General features: G+C 43.4%; 21 protein-coding genes and 2 pseudogenes. 6 read left to right on the top strand and 17 right to left on the bottom strand.

The window, feature by feature from the left end:
- Positions 1-446: 446 nt before the first annotated feature.
- Both VZ94_RS08270 and VZ94_RS08265 read right to left on the bottom strand, forming a co-directional pair.
- Positions 447-1,394: an HD-GYP domain-containing protein gene (locus VZ94_RS08270; RefSeq protein WP_045778866.1), complete on the bottom strand. Its 948-nt coding sequence runs from the start codon at positions 1,392-1,394 to the stop codon at positions 447-449.
- Positions 1,387-1,737 carry a DUF3391 domain-containing protein gene (locus VZ94_RS08265; RefSeq protein WP_131655504.1) on the bottom strand — a complete coding sequence of 117 codons (351 nt, stop codon included), beginning with the start codon at positions 1,735-1,737 and terminating at the stop codon, positions 1,387-1,389. The genes VZ94_RS08270 and VZ94_RS08265 overlap by 8 nt, the downstream gene beginning before the upstream one ends.
- Positions 1,738-2,328: 591 nt before the next feature.
- Here VZ94_RS08265 and VZ94_RS08260 point away from each other — a divergent pair.
- Together VZ94_RS08260 and VZ94_RS08255 are read left to right on the top strand one after the other, a co-directional pair.
- A complete protein-coding gene (locus VZ94_RS08260) occupies positions 2,329-3,318 on the top strand; it encodes an FAD:protein FMN transferase (RefSeq protein ID WP_045778864.1) in 990 nt (329 codons plus the stop codon).
- Positions 3,319-3,390: 72 nt separating this feature from the next.
- The gene (locus VZ94_RS08255) at positions 3,391-4,725 is read left to right on the top strand and encodes a sigma-54 interaction domain-containing protein (RefSeq protein WP_045778863.1); all 1,335 of its coding nucleotides are present in this window, start codon (positions 3,391-3,393) and stop codon (positions 4,723-4,725) included.
- Here the strand turns inward: VZ94_RS08255 and VZ94_RS30475 are convergent.
- From VZ94_RS30475 to VZ94_RS08240, 6 genes and pseudogenes are all read right to left on the bottom strand, one after another.
- On the bottom strand, positions 4,722-4,850 hold the full coding sequence (locus VZ94_RS30475; RefSeq protein WP_275575178.1) for a hypothetical protein: 129 nt from the start codon (positions 4,848-4,850) through the stop codon (positions 4,722-4,724). The genes VZ94_RS08255 and VZ94_RS30475 overlap by 4 nt on opposite strands.
- Before the next feature lie 28 nt (positions 4,851-4,878).
- A complete protein-coding gene (locus tag VZ94_RS08250) occupies positions 4,879-6,261 on the bottom strand; it encodes a tetratricopeptide repeat protein (RefSeq protein ID WP_045778862.1) in 1,383 nt (460 codons plus the stop codon).
- Between the two features lies 1 nt (position 6,262).
- Positions 6,263-7,066, bottom strand: coding sequence for a tetratricopeptide repeat protein (locus tag VZ94_RS08245; protein WP_157844883.1), 804 nt, complete (start codon positions 7,064-7,066; stop codon positions 6,263-6,265).
- Positions 7,067-7,124: 58 nt separating this feature from the next.
- Positions 7,125-7,613, bottom strand: a pseudogene (locus VZ94_RS30470) (EAL domain-containing protein); the annotation flags it as partial.
- Between the two features lie 43 nt (positions 7,614-7,656).
- Positions 7,657-7,896, bottom strand: coding sequence for an EAL domain-containing protein (locus tag VZ94_RS30465; RefSeq protein WP_082081471.1), 240 nt, complete (start codon positions 7,894-7,896; stop codon positions 7,657-7,659).
- Entirely contained in the window at positions 7,823-9,373 is a 1,551-nt protein-coding gene (locus VZ94_RS08240) for a diguanylate cyclase domain-containing protein (protein ID WP_239649757.1), read from the bottom strand. The genes VZ94_RS30465 and VZ94_RS08240 overlap by 74 nt, the downstream gene beginning before the upstream one ends.
- Before the next feature lie 629 nt (positions 9,374-10,002).
- Between VZ94_RS08240 and corA the strand changes: the two genes are divergently transcribed.
- The 4 genes from corA to VZ94_RS08225 all read left to right on the top strand — a co-directional run bounded on the left by corA (position 10,003) and on the right by VZ94_RS08225 (position 14,559).
- The gene (corA, locus tag VZ94_RS08235) at positions 10,003-10,641 is read left to right on the top strand and encodes a copper(I)-binding protein CorA (RefSeq protein ID WP_045778860.1); all 639 of its coding nucleotides are present in this window, start codon (positions 10,003-10,005) and stop codon (positions 10,639-10,641) included.
- Between the two features lie 103 nt (positions 10,642-10,744).
- Positions 10,745-11,485, top strand: a complete 741-nt coding sequence (locus VZ94_RS28485; protein ID WP_052700327.1) for a cytochrome c peroxidase — start codon at positions 10,745-10,747, stop codon at positions 11,483-11,485.
- On the top strand, positions 11,436-12,857 hold the full coding sequence (locus tag VZ94_RS08230; protein ID WP_052700326.1) for a cytochrome c peroxidase: 1,422 nt from the start codon (positions 11,436-11,438) through the stop codon (positions 12,855-12,857). Before VZ94_RS28485 ends, VZ94_RS08230 begins: the two co-directional genes overlap by 50 nt.
- A gap of 73 nt (positions 12,858-12,930) precedes the next feature.
- Positions 12,931-14,559: a hypothetical protein gene (locus VZ94_RS08225; protein ID WP_045778859.1), complete on the top strand. Its 1,629-nt coding sequence runs from the start codon at positions 12,931-12,933 to the stop codon at positions 14,557-14,559.
- A gap of 205 nt (positions 14,560-14,764) precedes the next feature.
- Here the strand turns inward: VZ94_RS08225 and VZ94_RS08220 are convergent, their stop codons facing one another.
- The 9 genes and pseudogenes from VZ94_RS08220 to VZ94_RS31860 all read right to left on the bottom strand — a co-directional run.
- Complete coding sequence (locus VZ94_RS08220) at positions 14,765-16,222, bottom strand: class I SAM-dependent DNA methyltransferase (RefSeq protein WP_045778858.1); 1,458 nt, start codon at positions 16,220-16,222, stop codon at positions 14,765-14,767.
- Positions 16,222-16,791 (bottom strand): DUF4276 family protein, encoded by a 570-nt coding sequence (locus tag VZ94_RS08215; RefSeq protein ID WP_045778857.1) that lies wholly within the window; start codon positions 16,789-16,791, stop codon positions 16,222-16,224. Before VZ94_RS08215 ends, VZ94_RS08220 begins: the two co-directional genes overlap by 1 nt.
- A complete protein-coding gene (locus VZ94_RS08210; protein WP_045778856.1) occupies positions 16,791-17,981 on the bottom strand; it encodes an AAA family ATPase in 1,191 nt (396 codons plus the stop codon). The genes VZ94_RS08215 and VZ94_RS08210 overlap by 1 nt, the downstream gene beginning before the upstream one ends.
- Entirely contained in the window at positions 17,978-20,266 is a 2,289-nt protein-coding gene (locus VZ94_RS08205) for a DEAD/DEAH box helicase family protein (RefSeq protein WP_239649756.1), read from the bottom strand. Before VZ94_RS08205 ends, VZ94_RS08210 begins: the two co-directional genes overlap by 4 nt.
- Positions 20,267-20,471: 205 nt before the next feature.
- Positions 20,472-20,966, bottom strand: a complete 495-nt coding sequence (ssb, locus tag VZ94_RS08200; protein ID WP_045778855.1) for a single-stranded DNA-binding protein — start codon at positions 20,964-20,966, stop codon at positions 20,472-20,474.
- 32 nt (positions 20,967-20,998) lie between these two features.
- Complete coding sequence (locus VZ94_RS08195) at positions 20,999-22,300, bottom strand: PepSY-associated TM helix domain-containing protein (protein ID WP_045778854.1); 1,302 nt, start codon at positions 22,298-22,300, stop codon at positions 20,999-21,001.
- Positions 22,301-22,352: 52 nt separating this feature from the next.
- Positions 22,353-22,847 (bottom strand): hypothetical protein, encoded by a 495-nt coding sequence (locus tag VZ94_RS08190; RefSeq protein WP_045778853.1) that lies wholly within the window; start codon positions 22,845-22,847, stop codon positions 22,353-22,355.
- A 107-nt stretch (positions 22,848-22,954) separates the two neighbouring features.
- The gene (locus VZ94_RS31865) at positions 22,955-23,365 is read right to left on the bottom strand and encodes a GltB/FmdC/FwdC-like GXGXG domain-containing protein (RefSeq protein WP_338040311.1); all 411 of its coding nucleotides are present in this window, start codon (positions 23,363-23,365) and stop codon (positions 22,955-22,957) included.
- A gap of 25 nt (positions 23,366-23,390) precedes the next feature.
- Positions 23,391-23,747, bottom strand: a pseudogene (locus VZ94_RS31860) (formylmethanofuran dehydrogenase subunit C); the annotation flags it as partial.

The following is a 23,747-nucleotide window of genomic DNA, read 5'->3' as shown; positions in this document are numbered from 1 at the left end:
ACTGGTGGTAGAGGTCAAAAACCTCGGCATTAAAATATATTTTGATGTATTACCGTATTATGATAAGTTACTAATCAATGGCCTAAAGGCCTGCCAATTTTTAACGGGCGTCTACAAAATCCTACATATTTATACGAAAGGCTCCAAACTCTGACATATTTATATGGGTAGGCGTCCGTTAACCTTCACCAAAACACCTAAATATTCCAAACTATTGTTTGCGACTAAACCTCTTCGCTCAGTCAAGTTGAACGCATTCCATACACCAAAGATTGAGGATGAATTCAGCGTTTCATCGTTATGTGAAAAATGCCATTTAAGATGTGATTAGGCGTGGATTTCATCCGAAAAGCCCGTTGTTGGCGCAGGCGAGAGCCATGTATGGGTTCTTTAGTGCATAGAAACACCCTACCTGGCTGTTACACTACCAAAATAACGTTATCTCATTATCTTAATCGTCTACTAAAAAACCAACTGATATTGCGGCGAGGTAACAAATAATCAAGCTCTGCTTTTGAGCGACTAACTGCATTGATTGGCTGTACTATTTTAATTGTAGGCTCATTGGCTAAGTCTATGATTATGCCTTGGCTTCTAGGTATGTCACGTCTGTAAAGTAACACTTGTGGTCTTAAAGGATTTTCAAACGTAGAGGAAGCAATAACAACACCAATTTGATTATCGGTGAGTTGTACCAGCGTACCTGGCGGATATACGCCCATTGATCGGACAAATACTTGTAGTAATTTATTATCAAAAGCTCCTTTTTGTTTTGACCACATAACAGAAAGCGCTTCAGAAGGCGATAATGGTGTACTTTTATCCTTAGGATTAGTCAGATTATCAAAGTAATTAGCAATGGCTACAATGCGCGATGCAAGCATTATATCTTCGCCTTTGAGTTGATCTGGAAAACCGTTGCCATCATAACGCTCATGGTGATGCAAAAGAATGTCAATCATAGCCGGTGTGAGAGAACCGGCTTTAAGCGCGCTTTCAAAGCCTATTCGGCAATGCGACTGGTAAATCGATTCTTCAAACTTATTGCGATTGCTATTGGTGATTATCGAGGAATGAAATGTTAGCGTGCCAATATCATGCAATAGCGCACCTACACCTATAACGTGTAAGGCCTCTTCGGGAAGTCCTGCTTGTTTGCCTAACAACTGAGCAAGCGTCATAACCGACAACGCATGGCTTGCCTGACCATCATAATGCCCTTTTTCAGCAATTAATATAATGGCTGAGTCAGGATCTGAAAGTAATGCTTGGATAGATAGCCTACTAACATCAGCAACTTGTTTAATACAGTCTTTAGGTGATGAGTCGAATAATTTAAATTTGTTATCGATGGTTTTTACTGCTTCGCGGTAGTGTTCATTTATTTTATCCAAACGTTTTATGCAAGCTTAACATGGCTTTCGTACGCGCTTGTATTTCTAACTTGGCATCTTCTTGCTCTGTCTGCTCTGTTTGTTGAGCTTCCTCGATTTCGGAGATGTCTATTATTTCTTCTTTCGGTAACGGCGGTACTTTGCTGCGCTTAACATCGCAAAACAATTCTGTTAAGTTCATTGCTGAGATTCTCTTTATCTCATCATCGTCCGCAATAAGAAATGAATTAGCAACAAAGCCATGATTAAGCCAAGAGCCTGGTATACGAATAAACATACCAGGACGCAACTGGGAGGGAACAACAGGTACTTCGTTTTCGCGCGGCTTTTGAGATTTAAACACAGGCAGTAAAAATAAATGCTGACAAAATAATTGTATCGAGGTAATACTATCAAAACCAAGCAGGATATGACTACACTGAAACTGAAATAGTATAAGGCTACCAAATTTAAAGTGGGGCAAATTTGCTATAGTTATAAAGGTGCGCGCAGCGCACCCTACCTATCTAAAAACCGAAAACTTGACTGTTCGAAGTATATATTGATGGTTATTCTGCCAAATCACCGTATTATAATAGCTAGTTTACCGGCTATTCTTTTAATTCAGCTTGCTCTCCACCCTACCTCATGGCGATGCAGTTTCCTTCTACTATGTGGAATGTGACTTCTCGGCATGGATTGCCGGAGCTTAGGTCACAGTAATGTGAATATATTTTTCATTGCTAATAAATCAGATTGTTATAAATCAAAATACCGTACAAAACAAGCCTTGTATTCCAAGATGGTTACAGTTAATGGTTAGTGGCGCTAAGCGTGGGAACGTAGGGTACTATTTTTTGCGGGTTACCTTAAGTGAGTGGTCAACTAGGTTATTCGCAAAGCCTATGGGTTGTTATAATAGGCTACTCCCATCATTTTCCTCTCTCCTAAGACAATGAATGTAAACTTTCTGAAAATAACCTCCCGCAGCTTTTTAGCCTTTTTGCTAGGCTTGGCATTAACCGCTTGCAACCGTTCGCATCCGATTGAGAAATTCGGTGGCGATGCTCAAGGTACTACTTACCATATTAGCTATTGGCTACCTGAACATAGCGACAGCTTAGCCCTTAAACAAGAGGTCAATGCTGAGTTTCAGCGCTTAGATAAAATATTGTCGAATTACCGCCCTGATTCGGATATTGAACAACTTAATAAGACTGTCAGTACTGAACCACAAACGGTGAATAGCGAAATCATTTCGCTGATAGAAATAGCACGTCAAGTCAGTGTTGCAAGTGATGGTTGTTATGATTTGTCGATTAAGCCGTTGTTTGATTTATGGGGATTTAAAGACGAAAAGCTCACTATTCCTGATCAAGCAACGATTGATGCGACGTTAAAAGAAGTTGGCTTTGCCAATATTGAAGTCATTGATGGTACGCATTTAAAAAAGCGCGTAGCCGATTTGCGTATTGATTTATCGTCGATAGCTCAAGGCTATAGCGTGGCTAAAATTGCTCATTTACTAGAAACCAAAGGTATTGAAAATTATTTAGTTGAAATCGGCGGCGAATTACAAACCAAAGGTAGTAAACCCGATGGTGAATCATGGCGTGTTGCATTAGAAAAACCGCTACCAGAGCAGCGGACTATGCATAAAATCATTAGCATTATGCAAAAAGAGCCTTTAACGGTGATGACTTCAGGTACTTATCGACATTTCTTCGATGCCAACGGTCAACGCTATAGCCATATTTTGGATGCGCGCACCGGCAAGCCTGTTCAACATCACACAGTGTCAGTCACTGTTTTGCACACTAATCCTACCGAAGCCGATGCCTGGTCTACCGCGTTACTGTGTTTAGGTAAAGAAGCTGGGCTAGCCGCCGCACAACGTGCAGGTATTGCCGCACTGTTTATTGAGCAACAAGGCGAGGCGTTTTAATGAGTTCTCAAGCCCTGCCCTAACTGCATTAAAAAACATTTCTATTCAATAAGTTGAGTTAAGCCATTGCTTTTGTTTCCTCAGCATTTTTCAGATTGGCTACAACAATTTGTTCCACTCGAGTTATACCAGGCTTTATTTGCGTTATTAGCCGATAAGCCCTGGTATGTCGTCGATAAATATCAACAGGTTAAATACTGTAGCCCTGGTTTATTACAGTTATTAGGCTATGAAACTGACGAATTTCTAGTTCAGCGCGTAGCTCCTCTTGGTTTAGAACTGGATTTTAAAGGTCTTAAAACCACAAGCTCAGCAACAGTAAGCAATGCCGAAGGTATTAGCATCTCTGTTGCTAAAACGACGTCTTGGTTATCTGGACAAGATGCTGAAATCATTGCCGGTATTTGTTTGTTAACACCGCGTGTTGACAGTTCTAAAGAGCCGTCAAAAACCATTCATAAGCCCAATAAAGATAACTTCCACGGCATTATCAGCCGTTCTCCAGCGATGCATGCGGTGTTTCAAATAATAGAAAACGCAGCAGCAACGACAGCAACGGTATTAGTCCGAGGTGAAAGCGGTTCGGGTAAAGAACTGGTCGCGCGTGCGATTCATCAACTCAGCACACGCAACAGCGGGCCTTTTTTAGCGATTAATTGCGCAGCCTTATCTAGTTCATTATTAGAAAGTGAGTTATTCGGTCATGTGCGGGGCGCGTTTACTGGGGCAGTTAAAGACCATAGCGGCTTGTTTCAACGCGCCAACGGTGGCACGTTGTTTTTAGATGAAGTCGCTGAATTGCCGCTAGAGCTGCAAGCTAAGCTGTTGCGGGTCTTGCAAGAGCGCAATTATATTCCAGTCGGTGGCGACCGTTCGATTAACGTCGATGTCAGAATTGTTGCGGCAACGCATCGGTCGTTACGTGAACAAGTGAGATTAGGTGAGTTTCGCGAAGATTTGATGTATAGGCTTAGAGTCGTACCGATTTTTATTCCACCGTTACGCGAACGTCGAGAAGATATTAACCTGTTGTTATGGCATTTTATTCGACTGCATAATGCCGAAAATTTTAGGCGTATTGAAAAAATCGACCCGGCTGCGATGCAAATTTTATTAGATTATGCGTGGCCGGGTAACGTCAGAGAATTGCATAATGTCGTCGAATATGCGTTTGCCGTCGGGCGAGGCACGGTGTTGCGTAGTGCTGAATTACCACCAGAGTTTCGAGAATTGCCTCGTAGTCCAGAGCTTGACGATAAGCCGCTGGCGCTGTTAAGCCCTGAGCAAGAAGCCGATGCCATACGCGCCGCTCTCTCGCGTTATCAAGGTAAATTAAACCTAGCCGCAAATGCTCTAGGCATGAGCCGCGCGACATTTTGGCGTAAGCGTAAGCTTTATGGACTTTAGTGTTGTTTAAACTGTTTCAATAGCGCGATAGCATCGGATTTACCTGGAAAATCCTGTTTAACCGCCACGGCTTGCTGTAGCCATTGTTGAGCTAAGCCTTGCTCGCCTAATTCATGATACGTCATGCCTAAATGGTATTGGCTTAGCGTTTGTTTAGGCGCTAGCGTTTAAGGCTTGAGTTAAGTGTTTTTTGGCTGAGTCATAGTCTTTTAGCTTAAAGGCTAGCCAGCCTAGCGTATCTAAGTACTCACTATTTTGTACTGAGGCTAACGGCTGTGCTTGTTGCTTTAATTGCGTTAATAACTCGCTTGCCTCAGCATGATTGACTGCGTAACTGACATAACGATTTAATAGCGCTAGCGAATCAGGATATTTTTGCTGTAACTGGGCTAGTAAACGCTGAGCCTTATCATAGTCTCGCTCTTGTTCGTAGAGCGCGACTAATTCATTGACTAACTCCCAAGGCTCGCTGGCATTAGCAATCCCCTCACTCAGGGTTTGTTTTGCGGGTTCGCGTTGCTTTTGTGCTAGCTGTATCGCGGCAATATGTCGATAAGGCTCAGCCCAATTTGGCTTAATTTTAAGCGCCTGGTCAAATGCGGATAAGGCTTCCGAAGCTTTATTGCTTAACTGATAGACCTGGCCTAATAAATTGTAGGCGTAAAAATGTTGGCTTTGTTGTTTGATAAGCTCTTTTAGCTTAGTCACCGCTTTATCGGTTTGTTTTAAGCTTAAATAATTTTTAATCAATTGAGCTAACGGCTCTACTGATTGCTCTTGTCTGCGCAATGCTTGCTCGAATTGGCTATTGCTTTGCTCTAGCTTACCTAAACCTTGTTCAGCTAAGCCTGCTAAGTAAAAACCTAACGCGTCATGAGGATAAAGTTGTTGTAGTTTTGTTGCAATCGCTTGTGCTTGCGGCCATTCCTTTTGGGCAATATAAAGTTGGAATAAGGTCTGCAACCCCATTTTGCTACTTGGGTTGAGCTTAAATAAAGCATTTAACTGCTGCACGGCGTTTTGGCTATCACCCGCTTGTAATAATAAATTGACTAAATCTAACCGTGCTGTTTCGTCACTTGGATTTAATGTGACGATTTTTGCTAAATTTTCTTTCGCCAATACCTTGTCATTAGCGAGTAAATGCGCTGCACTTAATAGCTTTAATACCGCGAGATTATTCGGTTGAGTTAACAACACAGAACGTAAATCACTAATCGCCTCTGTGATTTTGTGCTCTGCTAAGGCAATTTCGGCTTTTAATGTTGTAGCCAGTACAGTATCGATTGACGTTTTTGTTAATTCATTCAGTAATGTTTTAGCTTCCGCTAACTGGCGCTCGGATAAATATAGTTTAGCTAAGCGATAACGAGCCTTAGCCGCTGACCGTCCGCTATCGGCTACGATAATTTCTTTTAAAGTATCTTCTGCATCTTTCAGCTTGTTCTGTAAAACATATAACTCGGCTAATTTAAAGCGCAATTCATATAACCCGGTCGGCGTGTCTAGCATAGGTAGTAACTCTGCTATAGCCACTTCAGGCGTTTTGTTTAGCCGCTAAAAATTCGATTAATAATAGTTTGGCGGGTTCGCTATCCGGCAAATCGGTCACAGCTTGTCTAAGCACGGCTTCTGCTTCTGCTACTTGATGCGCTGCTAGTAGCGCGGCAGCTAGCTCTTTTCTAGGCTCTAACGCTTTAGGCTGAATACCAATTAATTCCGTTAATACCGTCTTCGCTTGCTCGAAGCGTTGTTGTTGTAAATAAATAGACGCCAATAACTGTCGTAAGGCTGGGTAATCGGGATTTTGTGTGATACCTGAGCTTAACAACGAAATGGCTTGCTCGGTTTTACCTGTTTTTAGCATAAGTCCAGCTAATAACATTAACGCATTAGCGTCATTTGGTTTTTTTTGTAATGCGGTTTCCGCTTTACTAAAGGCAGCATCGGTATTGTTTTGTGCCGCTAATAGCTTGCCTTGTAAGATTAATACCTCTATATCGCCCGGTGCTTGCGCAAACGCTTCATTCGCTAATTGCGTCGCTAACTCAAGCTTACCGGCTTGTAGCAAAATGTTGGCAAGCTTAAGCCTAGCTTGTATATGATGATTGTCCAAACTAACGGCTTTCTGATAGTAATTGACAGCCTCAGTCACATCATTCAGTTGGACCAATTGTTCGGCGAGTTGAAAATAAAGCGCGGCGGTTGCTGTTTGCTCATTAGCAAGCTTAGCAACGCTTTTTCGCGCTTGTTGTATATCGCCTTGTTGGTAATAACGCTTAGCTTCTTCACTTAGCTGCTGATTAGGCTGGTCATCATTAGAACATGCTACCGTAAGCAATATGAAAATAAGGTTTGATAATCGCGATAAGCGCATGAAATAGCTGATAATCGTATAATTAAGATTGATTGATAAATGGCGAGGTATTCAGGTTAGCCGTAGACGATTTTTTCTTATCCAAGCCATTTTGGGCTTGTAAGCGTAATAAGTCAGTCATCTTATAGCTAGGCAATGGCGGGCTGAAATAATAGCCTTGAATAATATCGCAGTTCCTATGCGCTAAATACAGCAGTTGCTGCTCGGTCTCAACACCTTCAGCAATGATTTTTTGTCCTAGTGAATGTCCCATTTCAATAATCGCTGCCGCTATTTTGGCGTCTTTAGAATCAACCGTCATATTACTAATAAACGATTGGTCGATTTTTAAAATATCGATAGGAAAATTCTTTAAGTAAGATAATGACGAATAGCCTGTGCCAAAATCATCTAAGGCTATTTTAACGCCCATTTTTTTCAAACGATTTAATTGCAACTCTATTTTCTTAATATCACCCATTAAAAGTGATTCAGTGATTTCCAGCTCTAAACGATGCGGCTCTAAATTAGCATCACGTAATGCTGCTTTAACTTTATTTAAAAACTCGCTATCGCTAAATTGACGCGCCGAAAACGTTTACCGATATTTGTTGCAGCGCATACCCTTCATCCAGCCATTGTTTGAGTTGAAAGCAGGCTTTGCGCATAACCCAGGCACCAATATCAATGATAATGCCAGATTCTTCAGCAATCGCTATGAAGTAATCAGGTGGAATTAAATTACGCTCCCCGGTTATGCCGTGCGCCCAACGAATTAATACTTCTGCACCAAAAATTTTTTCCGCCCACCGCATAATATTGAGGTTGGTAATAGAGCTGTAATTCGTTTTTTTCTATGGCCTTACGCAAATTAAATTCCATTAATAAGCGGTCTTGTTCCGCTATCGCAAAGTCTTTTTTGAAAAATTGATAATTATTGCGGCCCTGCTGCTTAGCTTCATACATAGCAACATCGGCATGTTTTAACAATATTTCAGTCGTTTCACCGTCTTCTGGAAAAACAGAAATACCAACGCTTGCGCCAATAAAGACTTCGCGTTTATTAACATAGAATTTATCTGATAAGCGTTGTAACACCTCACCTGCTATCAATGAAGCTGAATAGGTGGTTTGCTCATAGGATTTTTCGTTTAAAACCAATACTGCGAACTCATCGCCATTTAACCGTGCAACAACATCTCGGTTACCCATAACCGAACGCAAGCGACTCGCCGCTTCTTTTAATACCTGATTACCGGCATCGTGGCCTAATGAATCATTAACCGATTTAAATCTATCTAAATTGATACAAAACACCACCGCATGTAAGTGTCTACGTTTAGATTCAGATAACAATACACCTAAACGGTCAAAAAACATGGCTCTATTAGCCAGCCCAGTTAATTCATCATAATGGGCAATTTGCATAATGCGTTTTTCAGATTGTTTTTGCCGGGTAATATCTTGTAATGTGGCAAAATAAATAAAATCTTGTCCGCCTTGTTTAGCAATTTCGGTGATTTCTACTTTTACTGGAAAATACTGGCCATTTTTATGGCGGCAGACAAACTCCCCGGTATAACAACCTTGGTTATCTACTTTGAAAAAATCGCGCCTTGCTAATTCAAAATCGCCCTCTAATAAGCTAGACAACGGTTTTTCAATCAGCTCTTCCAAGTGATAGCCGGTCATTAATGAAAATGAGTTATTAACTTGGGAAATCTTAAATTGAGCATCTAAAAAAACAATATTTAGATGACACACTTTTAGCATGTAAGTAATTTGCTCTGACTGGTCTTTATAAGAATTGTCTAACGCATGACCGGAAATTAATAACCTAGACTTTTCTCGTGCCGCATTAAAAATAGGTGTACGCGTAATCTCTATGAGATTATTACTAGCATAACCAATCGGTTTAGTTTCTTTAACCGGTAATCCGACATGCCATGCGCTTTTGTCTTGAATAGTACTAAGCTTTAATTCATGCTCTTTGTGCCTAACGGCATTAACCAATTCCAAATCCGTTTTGCCTGCATAATCAACACCTGCTAAATCAAAAAAGGCCAAATATTGCTTACTCGCTTTTAACCAATGACCATCTTTATCTTTTAAACATAAAAAATCAGGTAAAGAATCTAACAACAAAAACTCTTCTGCCTCAGTAATCAACACAGGCTGATCGTCAGCCAAAGACGGTTGCGCGGATTGCTTTCTCAGCAAAATAAATAATACCAAACTGACGCCAGTGTTGAATACGATAATCCAAGGCAGTGAACTAAAGGCAGGAAGCATTAAGCTTATGATTAAACAAGCTAAATTAATAAGCGAAGTAAATAAGAGACCGTATAAAATCATTGAAGACGTGCGCCGAAGCAGGAAACTCAAGGTAAACGTAGCCAGGCAGGATGCTATAGCCACATGTGTATAAAGCATATAACAAAGTCTGTTAAATAAATAGAGAAAATCATCCCTTTTGCTTATATGGCTTTAATCCTAATCGACTTAGGACAAACCACTATAATAACAATGTTATTTAACATAGTTTAATACAGTATATTAGTATATCAAGTTTTTATAATTTATTGATTTTCTATCTAAAAAAATAAGTCAAAAGCGGTATAACGTTAAAACGAAAAAATAACAGTGTTATTTAACGAAATACCCTAATAACGATAAGGCAAATAACACTGTTTATTTTAAACACCTTCATCACCCAAAAACCTCAGCTAATAAAACAAAACAAGCTATTAATAATATATTGATTTTAAATAACAATTATTAAAAAACTATTACCTAACTCTTTAAAGTATCAAACATAAACGATATGGCATCATTTATGCTTATCCATTAATGAGTGCTTAAATCACTCGTTAATAGCACACTTACGCATTAATAACCATACAAATTACAAGGTAATAATCATGAACACGACCCCTTTTAAACAACTAGCCTCACTTTTATGCTTATCAGCCAGCCTTGTGACTGTTTCCGCCCACGCAGCTACCCGCCCCTCAAGTATTGTTAAATTTGATAGCACAACCACTGAAGCGACCTTCAGCGCAAAAGTATCAAGCTGGCGCGACCCAGCTTTTGGTGACATGGGATGGACACATAGCTCCGCATGGGGAACGGTACACGCTAAACGTAACCAAATCGTAACCATTAAAATAGTCAGCGCTGATGCTGGCCTGCATCCAGGCGTTACTTTTTGGTTACGCGGTAAAGACGATACAGCGCCTAACAAGTATGTCGTTGACCATTTTTATCCACAAAATGCCAACTTTACGGAATTCGGCGCGTCAGATGAAACTAGCGGAAAATCTATTGGTAATATCATCATGCGCCATATTGCCCACGGCTATGACGCAGATGGAAATAGTGAAAATGTCAGTGAAATGAACCCGATTACCGATGGTGTTGCAGGCCAATTAGAACTCAGCTTCAAAGCCACAGCGTCAAGATATTACCAATTTGTTGTTGGCGGATTTAATCCCGATGAAGGTGTAGACGCCTCCATCAAACACGATTTCAAAGTCACTGTCACGGTATCTGACGAATAGAACCATTGCGAATACCATAGCCATGCTATGGTATTCGCATCACACGTTGCTTTTCTAATTTAAAGAATCTTTTAATCCACATTGGCATCATCTGGCGACGACAATGAGCAATAATCACGGTTTAACAGCGATCACGACTTTTCTACTGGTACTTAGCCAACTCGTGCTAAGCACACTTTGCCATGCTCATGGCAATACCCCTGCTTCTTTACAAGGTGTCGCTGTACCTGCAACACCTGGATTACTCGACGGCGATGCGCCAATTATCATCGACAAAACAGCGGCTATTCAGCTTGGTAAAGCCTTATTTTGGGATACTAACGTTAGTAGCGATGGTGTCGCTTGCGCAACTTGCCATTTTCACGCAGGCGCAGATGCGCGCACAACTAACCAACTGGCGCCTGGACATCCTATCGATAAAACAACACAGTTAACCTTCGATACCACAGCATCGGGTGGGTTAGCAGGCCCTGATTACACCTTAAGGCAAAGCGATTTCCCGCTTTACCAAGTGTCGGACCCTAATAACAAAGATTCTAGTGTGCTATTCGATTCAGATGATATTGTTTCATCAGCGGGCGTTACTAAAACCCGTTTTCAGAACTTATCCGATGATAATAAAAATGAAGTGTGTAGCCCAACCATTGATAGCATTTTTCATGCAAATAACTTAAATACCCGGCAAGTACAATCTAGGCACGCGCCTAGCGTCATTAATGCAGCATTTAATTTCCGCAATTTCTGGGATGGACGCGCAAACAATGTTTTTAATGGCGTGTCTCCTTTTGGCGTCCGTGATACCGAAGCAAAAAWTTTGGGTAAAAGGCAAAAGAGGTATTGCTAATCAACAAACGTTACGGTTAGAAAACGCCTCACTTGCGTCTCAAGCTGTTGCCCCGCCGGTGAGTGAGTTAGAAATGTCGTGTCGCAAACGCTTATTTCCTGATATTGGCCGCAAACTATTAGCGCTTAGACCTTTAGCCAACCAAGCTGTGCATAATGAAGATAGCGTGTTAGCGCCTCTACGCAATGCGACCGGCAACGGTTTAAACACGTCGTATAAGGCGTTAATAAAAACCGCTTTCGCACCGCGTTATTGGGCAGGAACGGGAGATTTTGGCACACCAACAAACCCTAACTCATTGCCTTATACGCAAATGGAAGCGAATTTTTCGCTGTTTTTTGGTTTAGCCTTACAGCTTTATCAACAGACCTTAATCTCTGATCAAACACCTTTTGACACCGCAAGGACAAATGGCTTTCCACAAATACCTAAGGGCCTGAATAGTAAACAACGGTTGGGACTAAAAGTGTTTTTAAACGCCCATTGCGCTGAATGTCATAAAGGCCCGACCTTATCATCGGCAGCTCATCCCAGTATTTATACAACCTCAACCTCGTTTTCATCATTACGCTTAATCAATCGCAAAACCATTAATGGCGCATTTGAAGGCCAAGGCGTGGCACAAGGCATTATCGACGAAGGTTATTTCAATACCAGCGTGACACCGACTAGCCGCGACCCTGGCGTGGGCGGCACCGATCCTTTTGGCAATCCGTTATCGTTTAGTAAACAATATTTACAGCAATTGCTAACGGGGAAACCGTTAATTGACCCTTTTTTCGTCAATGCCTGCGATATGGATAATGCTTTTGCAAAAGATTACACCGAACAAGAATTAATCTCAGACAAGTACATGCAAGGCGAATGTGGCGACCGGTCGGTTTATGCCAAAATTCCAAAAGTGAACGTCATAAAAGACGAATTGACTAAACCCAACGATGGCCGGGCACTTGTGGCCGTCAATGGGGCTTTTAAAGTACCTACGTTACGCAATATTGAATTAACCGGTCCTTATATGCATAACGGCAGCATCTTAACGCTAAAACAAGTCGTCGATTTTTATTTTAGAGGCGGTAATTTCTATAATGACCATCATTTCGCGACACTGGTCTTTCAACAAGGGATGCCAGAGGAAGATAAAGACTATTTAGTTGAATTTTTAAAATCACTGACGGATGAGCGTGTCCGCTGGGAACAAGCGCCATTCGACCATCCTCAGTTATTTGTCGCTAATGGCCATCAGTTAACACCTAGACCAGGTCATAACAAACTTGCACAAGATAATTTAATCGAAATACCCGCTGTCGGTAAAAATGGCAGAACTCAAGCAATGGGACCACTAAAAGCATTCGACGCGTATTTAGCCCCTTAATTTTATCCACTTGTTCAATGCACAGCTCTTAAGCGAAAATAAACCATTATCTTAAGGATTCCGTCGGCTTAGCGTGCAAAAATTAGTCCTACTCATACTACTCACCGCACTCTTAAACGGGATTGCGGCGAGTAGTCCTGCTGAGACAATAACTTTTATTTATATCGAACCCGCCGAAGGTGAATCTAGCGGTGGTCATGCGGCATTACAAATAGACAACCAGGTATATGATTTTCAACACGATGATTTAGGTTTAATTCAATTAAAACGTCATCGCGCGCAAGATTTCCAATTTAATTATCGTTTTTTACAAAATCGCCCTTTACACAGCGCAGAACTTAATCTACCTGCGACAAAAAGACACGCAATTGCTGAAAACGCCAAAGCCCAGTATTGGTTACAACAACAGCGCAACCATTTGCTTAATGCACTTGAGCAAGACCAGTTACTACTTACCCAATTCGCAGAGCCAAATCAGACCCCATCTGCGCTGCATTTAAAATATGCCGGATTATTTTATCAAGCCGCTGACATCAGCCGTATAGGACTGCCCCTACCGGTAATACAGCCATCACCGGCGATTATTGCGTTAAGAACAGAAATTTACCAACAGTACGGCAGCACATTTTTAACGCAAAAGATTAGACAACTTAACCACGCTTTACAAGAATTACCGATTCATACGTGGTCTAAGTCTTTAACAAAAAACTATTATGGCTTAACTGACGCTTATCAAGATGTATTAGCACAACGACTAAGCTTATATGTGTTATTACAAGCACGACCGCTTAACCCAGAGGCGTTGATTAGCCTACCCCCAACACAAATTATCAGCCCATCAGAATATCAACAGTTAGTCCAACTAAAACGGGGATTACAAAAAACCATCGTCGAACAATTATCTACCGATAGCCCAGGACTTGGGCAACGACTCTTCGTTAATTTGGCACGCTGGCTGGCAATTAATCATAGTTTAACCACGCAACACTGGCATTTTGTCGATACTTTTGCTGATGAAAGCTCAATAAGCACAACGCATGAGCGCCAACAATACCGAGCGCAATATGAGCAATTAAAAAATAATGCAGCAGTCGATTTCAACAAATCTAAAGAACGGTTTATTCAACCAAACCTGATGTTAGAGCGTGCTTATAGTCAGTTAGAACAAGCAGGCAATCGCTATGCAGAATTACAAAAGCCAGACTCAGAACCTATCCGAATGACTCATATTAAGCTTTTACCAGAAAAAGGCTTACTATTGAAACAGTTGCCCACCCCTAACTTAACACGAAGCACCATTAATAGCGCGTTAAACCAGTTATCTACTGTTAGACAACAAACACTAGCGACATTGAAACAACAGCAGTCTTACCATTTATTAGACAAAAACTGCGTCACCGAACTCTTTAAGCTCATCGACAATACCGCTAATCATCAACCGTTTATACCTTATCTAGCCTACATTAACTTAGATAAGCATTTCCAACTCAACGCACAAACGGAGCTAGCATCTTATCGTCAACTTACGCTAGAGCAATTATCCAAAGACCAATCGCCGTTATTAACGGTAATACGCGAGAGCAATACGCTAAGCTCTACGCTTTATCATTACCACGACGATGATGCTTTTTTTATTTTCTTTAGCGACGACTATGCGTTATTACGCCCACTATTTGGCGCAACCAATACCGCAGCGGCATAGGCCAAAGCCTGCTAGGCGTTTTAACATGGCCTTTTGATAGCGGCAAAAAATCTTAGTTTAGGCGGGACGGGGCTTTTGTTTAGTTTACCAGAGCTTGCTTTTATTAATATCCGTAAGGGCAGCTTCAAATATTTACCTCAGCAATCCCCCAATTAAAACCCTGTTAAAGCAATACCTAAAATCTATCAATATAAACAATCAAGCCTTATCGTTGAAGCCCAGCCGCCAGCTCCCGGAAAGAAGCCAGCGCCGCTTCAAGATGCTCAATGATTTCCTGTTGCAAAACATCTGGCGGCGGCAGATCATCGAGATTATCGAGCGTGTCATCCTTTAGCCAAAATATATCCAGACTGGCTTTATCACGGGCGATGAGTTCATCATAAGTAAAATACTTGAAGCGTTCGGTTTCCTTACGTTCATGCCGATTTTCAGGGTTGTAGCTGTCGATAAAATCGCGCAAATCGTCCAACTTCAAGGTTTTGGTTTTCAGCGTGAAATGCTTATTCGTACGCAAATCGTAAATCCACACGCCCTTGGTATGCACCTGTCCGTCTTTCGGCTTGGCGTCAAAAAACAGCACATTCGCCTTCACACCCTGGGCATAAAAAATGCCGGTGGGCAAACGCAGCAAGGTATGCACGTCACAATTTTCCAGTAATTTTTTGCGGATTTTCTCACCTGCGCCGCCTTCAAATAACACATTGTCCGGCAATACGACGGCGGCTTGGCCCGTGTCTTTCAAGATGGTAACAATGTGCTGCAAAAAATTAAGCTGTTTATTGGATGTGGTTTCCCAAAAATCCTGCCGCTCGTAAGTCAGCGCGTCTTTGTCTTCCTCGCCTTCCTCATTGGTAATGGTCATGCTGCTTTTCTTGCCGAATGGAGGATTCGCCAACACATAGTCAAAACGCTTGCCCGGATCGCCAATCAACGCATCGGCACGCTCCACAGAAGGCTCGCCATCCAGTTCGCCGATGTTATGCAAAAACAAATTCATCAAACACATACGCCGGGTGTTCGGTACGATTTCATTGCCTTGAAAAGTGTTATGGCGCAGAAACTCTTTTTGTTTTTTATCCAGCCTATTGCCAGAGCGGGTTAACCAATTGTAAGCACCCAGAAAAAATCCGCCGGTACCGCAGGCAGGATCGGCAATGGTTTTCATCGGTTCAGGACGCACACATTCCACCATCGCCTGAATCAACGCTCGCGGCGTAAAGTATTGACCCGCACCGCTTTTAGTATCCTCGGCATTCTTTTGCAGCAAGCCTTCGTACAAATCGCCCTTAGTATCGGCATCCATACCGACCCAGCTTTCCGCATCAATCATTTGCACCAGCCGCGACAGCTTGGCCGGGTCTTGAATCTTGTTTTGCGCCTTGAAAAAAATAGCGCCCAACATGCCAGGCCCATTGCCTAGTTTGTGCAGCGTCGCCAGATAATGCGCTTCCAACGGTTCACCCACCTTACTGCGCAAACTGGCCCAGTCGTAACCTTGTGGAATATGGGTATCGCGGTTGTAAGGCTCTTGCGCGTATTCGTGCGCCATTTTTAAAAACAGCAGATAAGTTAACTGCTCCAGATAATCGCCATAGCCGACGCCGTCATCGCGCAAGGTGTGACAGAAATTCCAGACTTTTTGGATCAGGGAGGAGGTATTCATCAATTGCTAACCAAAAGTTTATGTTCCATACGTCGAATGCCTGAAATCAAATTACGAAAGCTAGGCGAGCGTGTATTTTCTAAATCAAGATGTTGCCCTATCGCCCGAGAACCTGCGACTTTCTCGTAAATTTTATTAGTCAAAACTTTTAACTCATGAGATGGGCTGCCTAAAGCATCAGGTGTACGAAACTTGCTTGTGTTTTGTTTTTTTGACAATCCGGTAATTTGCAACGCTCGTTCAACCGCTGCCAAGTCAGCCAGATAAAAAGTTTCAAGTTCTCGGCACGCCAAGCGCACCAGACAATTTTCAGCTTTCCCGGTTTCATGACAGAGCGCGATCAATTGCTGTTTCAATGCCTGACAATCAGGATGGCTATCCAAATCTCTTAACACGATAAAACGGGCCTCATGATTTTGATAACCTCGAATGCGTTTGACTATTTGTTTTTCTAAATCTTGTTTACCTTCAAATGAAATCAAGCGAATACTTATGCCATCATGTAATAGCCGGGGCAACAAGGTGGCCTTAGCCGACGCCTCTTCTAAAAGAAAAACCAGCTCCTTCATTAGGGATCAACTCCATCAAAGAAGCCTTGCTTCCATAAATAACCTAACTGATCGCCTTCCGCCATATACGCCGCAATTTGTGCGTTATCCCTGGCGCGATGGATTTCGGTAAAACCGTTTTTCTTCACCAGCCAGCACACTTCGTTCAATTCAGCCGCATTCAAAAAATCCGGCGAGTGGGTTGAGACAAACACCTGTCCACCTCGATTAGAGTAGCTTCTAAACTCCTCAGCCAGTTCCGCCATCAATTGCGGATAAAGCTGGTTTTCCGGCTCTTCGACGCACAGCAAGGGATGAGGATTAGGGTCATGCAATAACACCAGATAGGCAAACATTTTGATGGTGCCATCGGAGACGTAACGATCCAGAAATGGCGTTTTGAACGAGCCATCCTGAAAACGCAGAGTTAGATAACCATCGTCCATTAACTTGGGCTCGACCGAACTGATACCTGGTACTCGCTTTGCCATAATGCTAAGGATTTTCTGAAAAACCTCTGCATACTGTTCATGTAGGTAGCGTGCGACCAAAGGCAGATTTTCACCACTTTCAGATAAGTGCTCGATGAAACCAGCCGCATCTTTACGACCCCGCGCCGCACTGATGTGAAAATCAGACACATGCCAATTTTCGATCAGTTGTCTGAAAGCGTTAGCTGCTTTAAAACGCTCGAACTGCCCCAAACCTTTGATAGCTAGCGTATCCGGCGCAACTTTTTGGTTTTCCCGCTCCAGTTCCTCGTCGGCCTTATTGAAATCTTCCTCGTTGGTAATGGCATAACCTTCACCTTTGGAAAAATCCAAAAAATGATAAGGGCTGCCATAACGGCCCCGCTTGTAACGCAGTAATTCGCGCTGCACAACGGGTTGTCCTGCTGCCTCGCTGATTTCTACAGAATATGTCACTAAGCGATCAATGCCGGAAATTTTCATCCGACACTGCAATTCAATCAAAATGGTATCAACCTCTGGATTACAACCTCGGCTCAACACCTCCCGAAACCGGCCACGTTTATCCAAAGCCTGACGCACATTGGTTTTTAAACAATCATGCAGAAAACCGAACACATCGAACAAGGTAGATTTACCCGAGCCATTGGCACCGACCACAATCAAAAATGCCGGTAAGTCCTTAACATGCATATTCTGGAAAGCCTTGAAGTTTTGCAGGCGAATGGATTCAATCTTCATCGTGATATTTCCTTTACAGCTTTACAGCGAGACCGTTTGGCTGGGATTTTGGCATGTTGACGCTCGTTGCGTATCCGTTCCAATAATACGCTAGCCGGTTCGTCGTTAGGGTCTTGTGGTACTAGCTGGCCGGAGAAGGCAGATTTGAGGATGTTTTTGCGTTGGGCGGCGGATTGTTTGATAGCAAATTTAATTGCCGCATTTTGTCTCACATGTTCTTCGAGACCTAAAGTTAGTAAAGAAACTGCTTCAGTTTGTTCCGAAACAGAGGGGGCTGGAACTGGAATTTTCGATATTTTTCCAACGCTCAATGTGTAAAGGCCACTTACGGTTATGCCGCCGGACACTTTTTCGATGCGGGCCTGAGCTTTGTCGTCGAGTTGTTTGGACAAGCGCACCAGACGATTGGCAAGGCTCAAGACGGTGTCATCATCGCGGTGGCCGATGGCGATACCTTGCAGCAAATCTTTTAGGGCAAGACCAGGCACTTTCTCCAGCGGGCGGGATTCGGTTTTAAGCGATTGCTCGACACCAACGGCATCAATCAGCACGAAGCGGGTTTTGGCGCTGTCCGCGCTGGTGCTAACGCGCTTTAAGTCATCAAAACCTAAGCTGCGCACGCCCCGGCCTTTCATTTGTTCGTAATAGCCTTTGCTGCGCACATCGCGCATGAACAGCAGGATTTCGAGCGGTTTAACGTCGGTACCAGTGGCAATCATGTCTACGGTGACGGCGATGCGCGGATTGTAGTCGTTGCGAAAACTGCTGAGGATGCTGTCTGGGTCTTCTTCGGCTTTGTAGGTGACTTTTTTACAGAAGGCGTTACCCTGATCGTAGACTTCGCGGACGATGTTAATGATGTCGTCGGCGTGGCTGTCGGTTTTGGCAAAGATCAGAGTTTTAGGCGTTTCTTTACGGCAAGGAAAAATCTGGGTTTCCACCGCTGTTTTCATGGCTTGGATGACTTGCCGTATTTGGCTGGGGTTGACGACGGAACGGTCTAGTTCTTTGCCTGTGTAAATCAGGTCTTCTTCGGTTTCTGCCCAACGTTTTTTGCGGGTTTGGCGGTCGCGGTGATCAAGCCATTGTTTAGCTTTGACTAGTGAACCTTTTTGGGTAATTTCCGTTTCAATCACAAAGACATCGTAACTGACGTTAACGCCATCAAGCACCGATTGCTCGTAGGTGTATTCGGCGACGATGTTTTCATTGAAAAAACCGAAGGTGCGTTTGTCCGGCGTGGCTGTCAAACCAATAAGATAGGCATCGAAATAGTCAAGCACCTGCTTCCACAGGTTGTAGATGGAGCGATGACATTCGTCGATAATAATAAAGTCAAAGGTTTCGACGGGAATGGTCGGTGTGTAACGCACTAACTTGACTTGTTTCGACGTTTGCTGAAGCTCGTTAAGCGAGACATCTTCAGCTGAATCGTCGATCGGTTCACCCGACAATATCGAATACATGCGCTGGATGGTGGCGATGCAGACCTGCGCATGGGGATCAATGCTCGAAGAGGCCAGACGCTGCACATTATAAAGCTCGGTAAATTTTCGTCCGTCGTCAGGCGGTGAGTAGGCCATGAATTCTTGATGCGCTTGCTTGCCCAGGTTGCGCGTATCAACCAAAAACAATATGCGTTTGGCTCCGCCGAACTTTAGCAAACGATAGACCGAGGTAATGGCGGTAAAGGTTTTGCCTGCGCCGGTAGCCATGTGGACAAGGGCGCGGGGCTTGTTCTGTGCAAGGGATTTTTCCAGTCCGGTAACGGTGCTGACCTGGCAATCGCGCAGGTTGCGCTCCGGTAACACAGGCATCTGCTCGGCCAGCCGGCGACGCAGTGTTTCCGTCTGGGCCAACCATAAGCTGAGTTGTTCCGGCTTAAAAAAATGGAACAATTCGCGTGAGCGAGGTCTGGGATCGCGGCCATCGGTAAATCGGATGATCTGGCCTGTGCTTTCAAACAGATAAGGCAGCGGTGTGGTTTTTACGCGCCATTTCAGGGTGGCGTTGGCATAGCGCTCAGTCTGCCGTTCTGTCACGGTAAGGTTCTCACCTGCTTCATCACGCTTGGCTTCGATCACGCCCACAGCTTCGCGGTTAACGAACAATACATAGTCAGCAGGTCCAGTGTCAGTAGGATATTCACGCACAGCAACACCCAAACCAACTCCCAAGTTGATTTGCTTCATATTTTGGATTGTCCAGCCCGCCAGTTCCAGTTTCTGGTCGATCAGCTGGCGTGCTTGGACTTCCGGTTGCACGTTTTGTTGGTTCTTGCTCAATTTTCACTACTTAAATTTATAACGCTTGCTTGAGCCAAAAACACAATAATAGTGGTTTTTTGTGGCCAATTGATATTACCCAATTTGTTCCATATTTGTTAGTTGGAAAATTCATTGCTATTGCTCAAGGTTGCCGGTTAATGATTAGTTTGTGGTGAAGTATTCCACGAAGCAGTTTTAATCACACCCGACTGAAAGAGAACCTCTAAAACGGTATATCATCATCAAAATCATCATAGGAAGGCGGTGGAGGCGGCATCATACCGGGATTTCCGGCAGGCGGTGCTGATGATGGGGTTGCTGTTGATCTAGGTGCAGGATTGCTATACTCAGTGCTGCTATGCTCGCTAGCAAAATCCCCCGTACCGCTGGCACGATTGCCTAGCATGTGCATTTCGCCTGCGACTATTTCGGTGGTGTAGCGATCTTGACCATCTTGTCCTTGCCATTTGCGTGTTTGCAAGCGACCCTCAATATAGACTTGCCTGCCCTTGCGCAGGTATTCTCCGGCGATTTCAGCAAGAGGACTAAACAAAACCACTCTATGCCATTCGGTGGCCTCTCTTCTTTCTCCGGTTTGTTTATCCTTCCAGCGTCTGGTAGTCGCTAAACTAAGCGTAGTAACTGCACCACCGGTTGGCATATAGCGCACATCGGGGTCAGCACCTAAATTACCGATTAACGTGACTTTATTGAGCATGAGATTTCCTCTGATTTAAACTAACTAATTGGTCATTGCGACTTAAATGACTGAACTAACTTACCTAATTTTTGCCGCCAATCATTTAGCTTAGCTTGACATTTAGGCGTATAGGCAATGATAGCGGCCTTAAGCAAACTCATTATTTTAGCGCTGTTATATCTAATCTGGCGTCCGCAAGCAATGACATCAAGCGTTTTATCATTAATCCAGCGGCGTTTTTGCAGCCAGTGCAGCAAGCCGGTCACATAAAAATAGCCAGGTAATAAGCCTGTTATAAACCCTAACAATCGACCACTGGCACCAAACGCTTCACCGGTATGCACTGGCCATAGCCAGGTCAATAAGGACTGTCCGAAACTAAAGCTGTTAGGATTTTGCACATCTTTAATATGGCCACTCCAACGGTCTAACCACACCATCGTCATAGGGTGACTATGATTGAGTTCATTGCTTTGTCTTAAATTGACTCGGTAAGCGCCCGTTTCACCGACAGGTATGGTAATTCGCCGGACTTCAGCTTTAGGAAATGGTGCTCTAGCAATAAATTCGGCTTCGTCTAAGCGTACTGGTTTGTTATTCGGTTTCGCCGTGCTTAATACGGTTTGTCCGTTATTGCCATGGCTTAACTCTTCACTACCAATGAGTGCAGGCAAAAACTTAGGAAAACTCAATTGTATACCGGTAAAAATCAGCACTAACAGCAACGGCGAAGCCAAAAAACCGATGTGTTTGTGAGCTAAAAAAAAGAATTGAATTAAAGGTAACTGACGTAAGACAACAATGCGTTTGATTTCATTAAGACTAGGCCGCCATAAGTACATCCCTGTGGCCACTGACATGAACATCAATATCCCTAATATCCCAACGCTTTGCCAACCGAACTCACCGAATCTTAGCTGGGTATGTAAATCCAATATCCACGTGGTAAGGGTTTGTCCCCAAAAGCGTTCGCTAATGATTTCGCCGGTATAAGGGTTTACCGTCACCATTAACGGCGCATAATAATCAAAATAGGTTTCTTGCGGTTTATCGTACCAAGCCGTCAGCACGTCGCTGTTTGATTTTGGCATTTCCAACGTCCAAGCGCCGTAGCGGCTAGGATGGCGTTGATGAATAGTCGCGATGATTTTATCTAACGATTGGTAATGTTGGCCTGGGCTGGCTGATATAACGAGTTCAGGATTAAGTAAAGCATCTAATTCGGCACGATAAATACTTATACTTCCTGTCAACCCCAACATAGCAAACCAGAATCCGACTATTAGCCCCATCCATCTATGGACGGATAACCAAGTTTTTTTCGCTAGCAATAACCGGGAATAAGTAAGCATACAGAATGTTAAAAGGCACTAATTATCCCATACACTGTGGAAACTGTCTCTTTTAACGACGATTAGAAAAGCGGTCTTGCCGATAAGTCTGTGTACGACCTTGATTTATGCCGTAGTCGCGGCGATTAGGACGGTTCTGCATAGCATTATCGGAACGCAGACTTTGGGGTTCTTTATTAGGTCGGCCACTATGTAGTTGTTGACCAGGAAATCGCTGACTAAAATCACGTGGCTTATCGTTATGACCATTGCCATGATGGTCGTCATCATGGTGGTCATCATGATCATCGTGATGATGCTCATCATGGTCATAATAATAGATGTTTGGCCTAGGTGCTGTATACGAGTAATAATTAAAACTCGGGCCATAATAGCCGCGACTATAATAACCTGGTGCGCCATAGTAGCTACGCTGAACCACATACGGCGCAGCGTAACCACTACTGTAATAACCCGAATGATAAACAGCACGCTGAGGGTAATAAGTGCACCCGCTTAACACGGCTATTAACGCATAAAAAAAATAATAAAACCTAAACTGAGTCATGACACCCACCTGTTTTTAAACGAATGCTTAATAGCTTAAGCGTCCACCCTGAATTACGGATGAATAAATACTGGCCAAAACCAAAAGCGGGTGCCTTAAACAACAGGTTATCGCTTAACCAAAACCTCGCCACGGCCTATTTCAGCCATATCTCCCGCATAGCGCTGTACGCGATTAAAGGACTCTCCAGCATGAGCAAAACGCGAATCTAAGTGTGCCAGTGAATCAAACACCATCGGTAAAAAGGCTAAGGTATGGCTACCGCAATCGTTAAAACTCGCTGATAGTTCAGGTTGTTGCCATAACAATAAGGTGCCTCTGCGCATGGCATAACCTAAAAAGCGACCCGTTTGCCCCATCACAGCAATCGTTCCGGCAATCATGCGCGAACCACAATAATCGCCTACACTACCCTCGATTAAAATCATGCCGCGCCGCAAATGGTCGCCAACTCTAGCACCGGCATTGCCTTTGACTAAAATCAAACCGCCGCGCATACCCATTTTATTACCTGGCAAGGCTCCACCTAAGAAATCACCTGCGTTACCCGTTATTTCCAGATAACCTTTTTTTCATTTCACAACCTGCGTAAATTTCGGTATCGCCCACGACTTTAATCGAACCGCTCTTCATACCTAAGCCTAAATAAGCGCCGACATTGCCTTCTACTTGAATCTCACCGCCATCAAGCTCTTTACCAATATAATCTAACTTGTGCGAGCTATTTTTGATAATAATCTGCGCAGTATCAAAACCTGACACGGCAAACAACTCATCCACTCTTAGCTTGCGCTTACCGCTTTGTAATTCCAACGCCGCAATTTCCACCGGCGTTAAGCCGCTTAACTTATGGCACACCAGAGGCGACATATCAACGCGCTGTTCAGGCCGATGTATTAA

Source organism: Methylocucumis oryzae, from assembly GCF_000963695.1.
Lineage (GTDB): Bacteria > Pseudomonadota > Gammaproteobacteria > Methylococcales > Methylomonadaceae > Methylovulum > Methylovulum oryzae.
The sequence above is the reverse complement of the archived record's forward strand: the minus strand, read 5'-3'. Positions and strand labels throughout refer to the sequence as shown.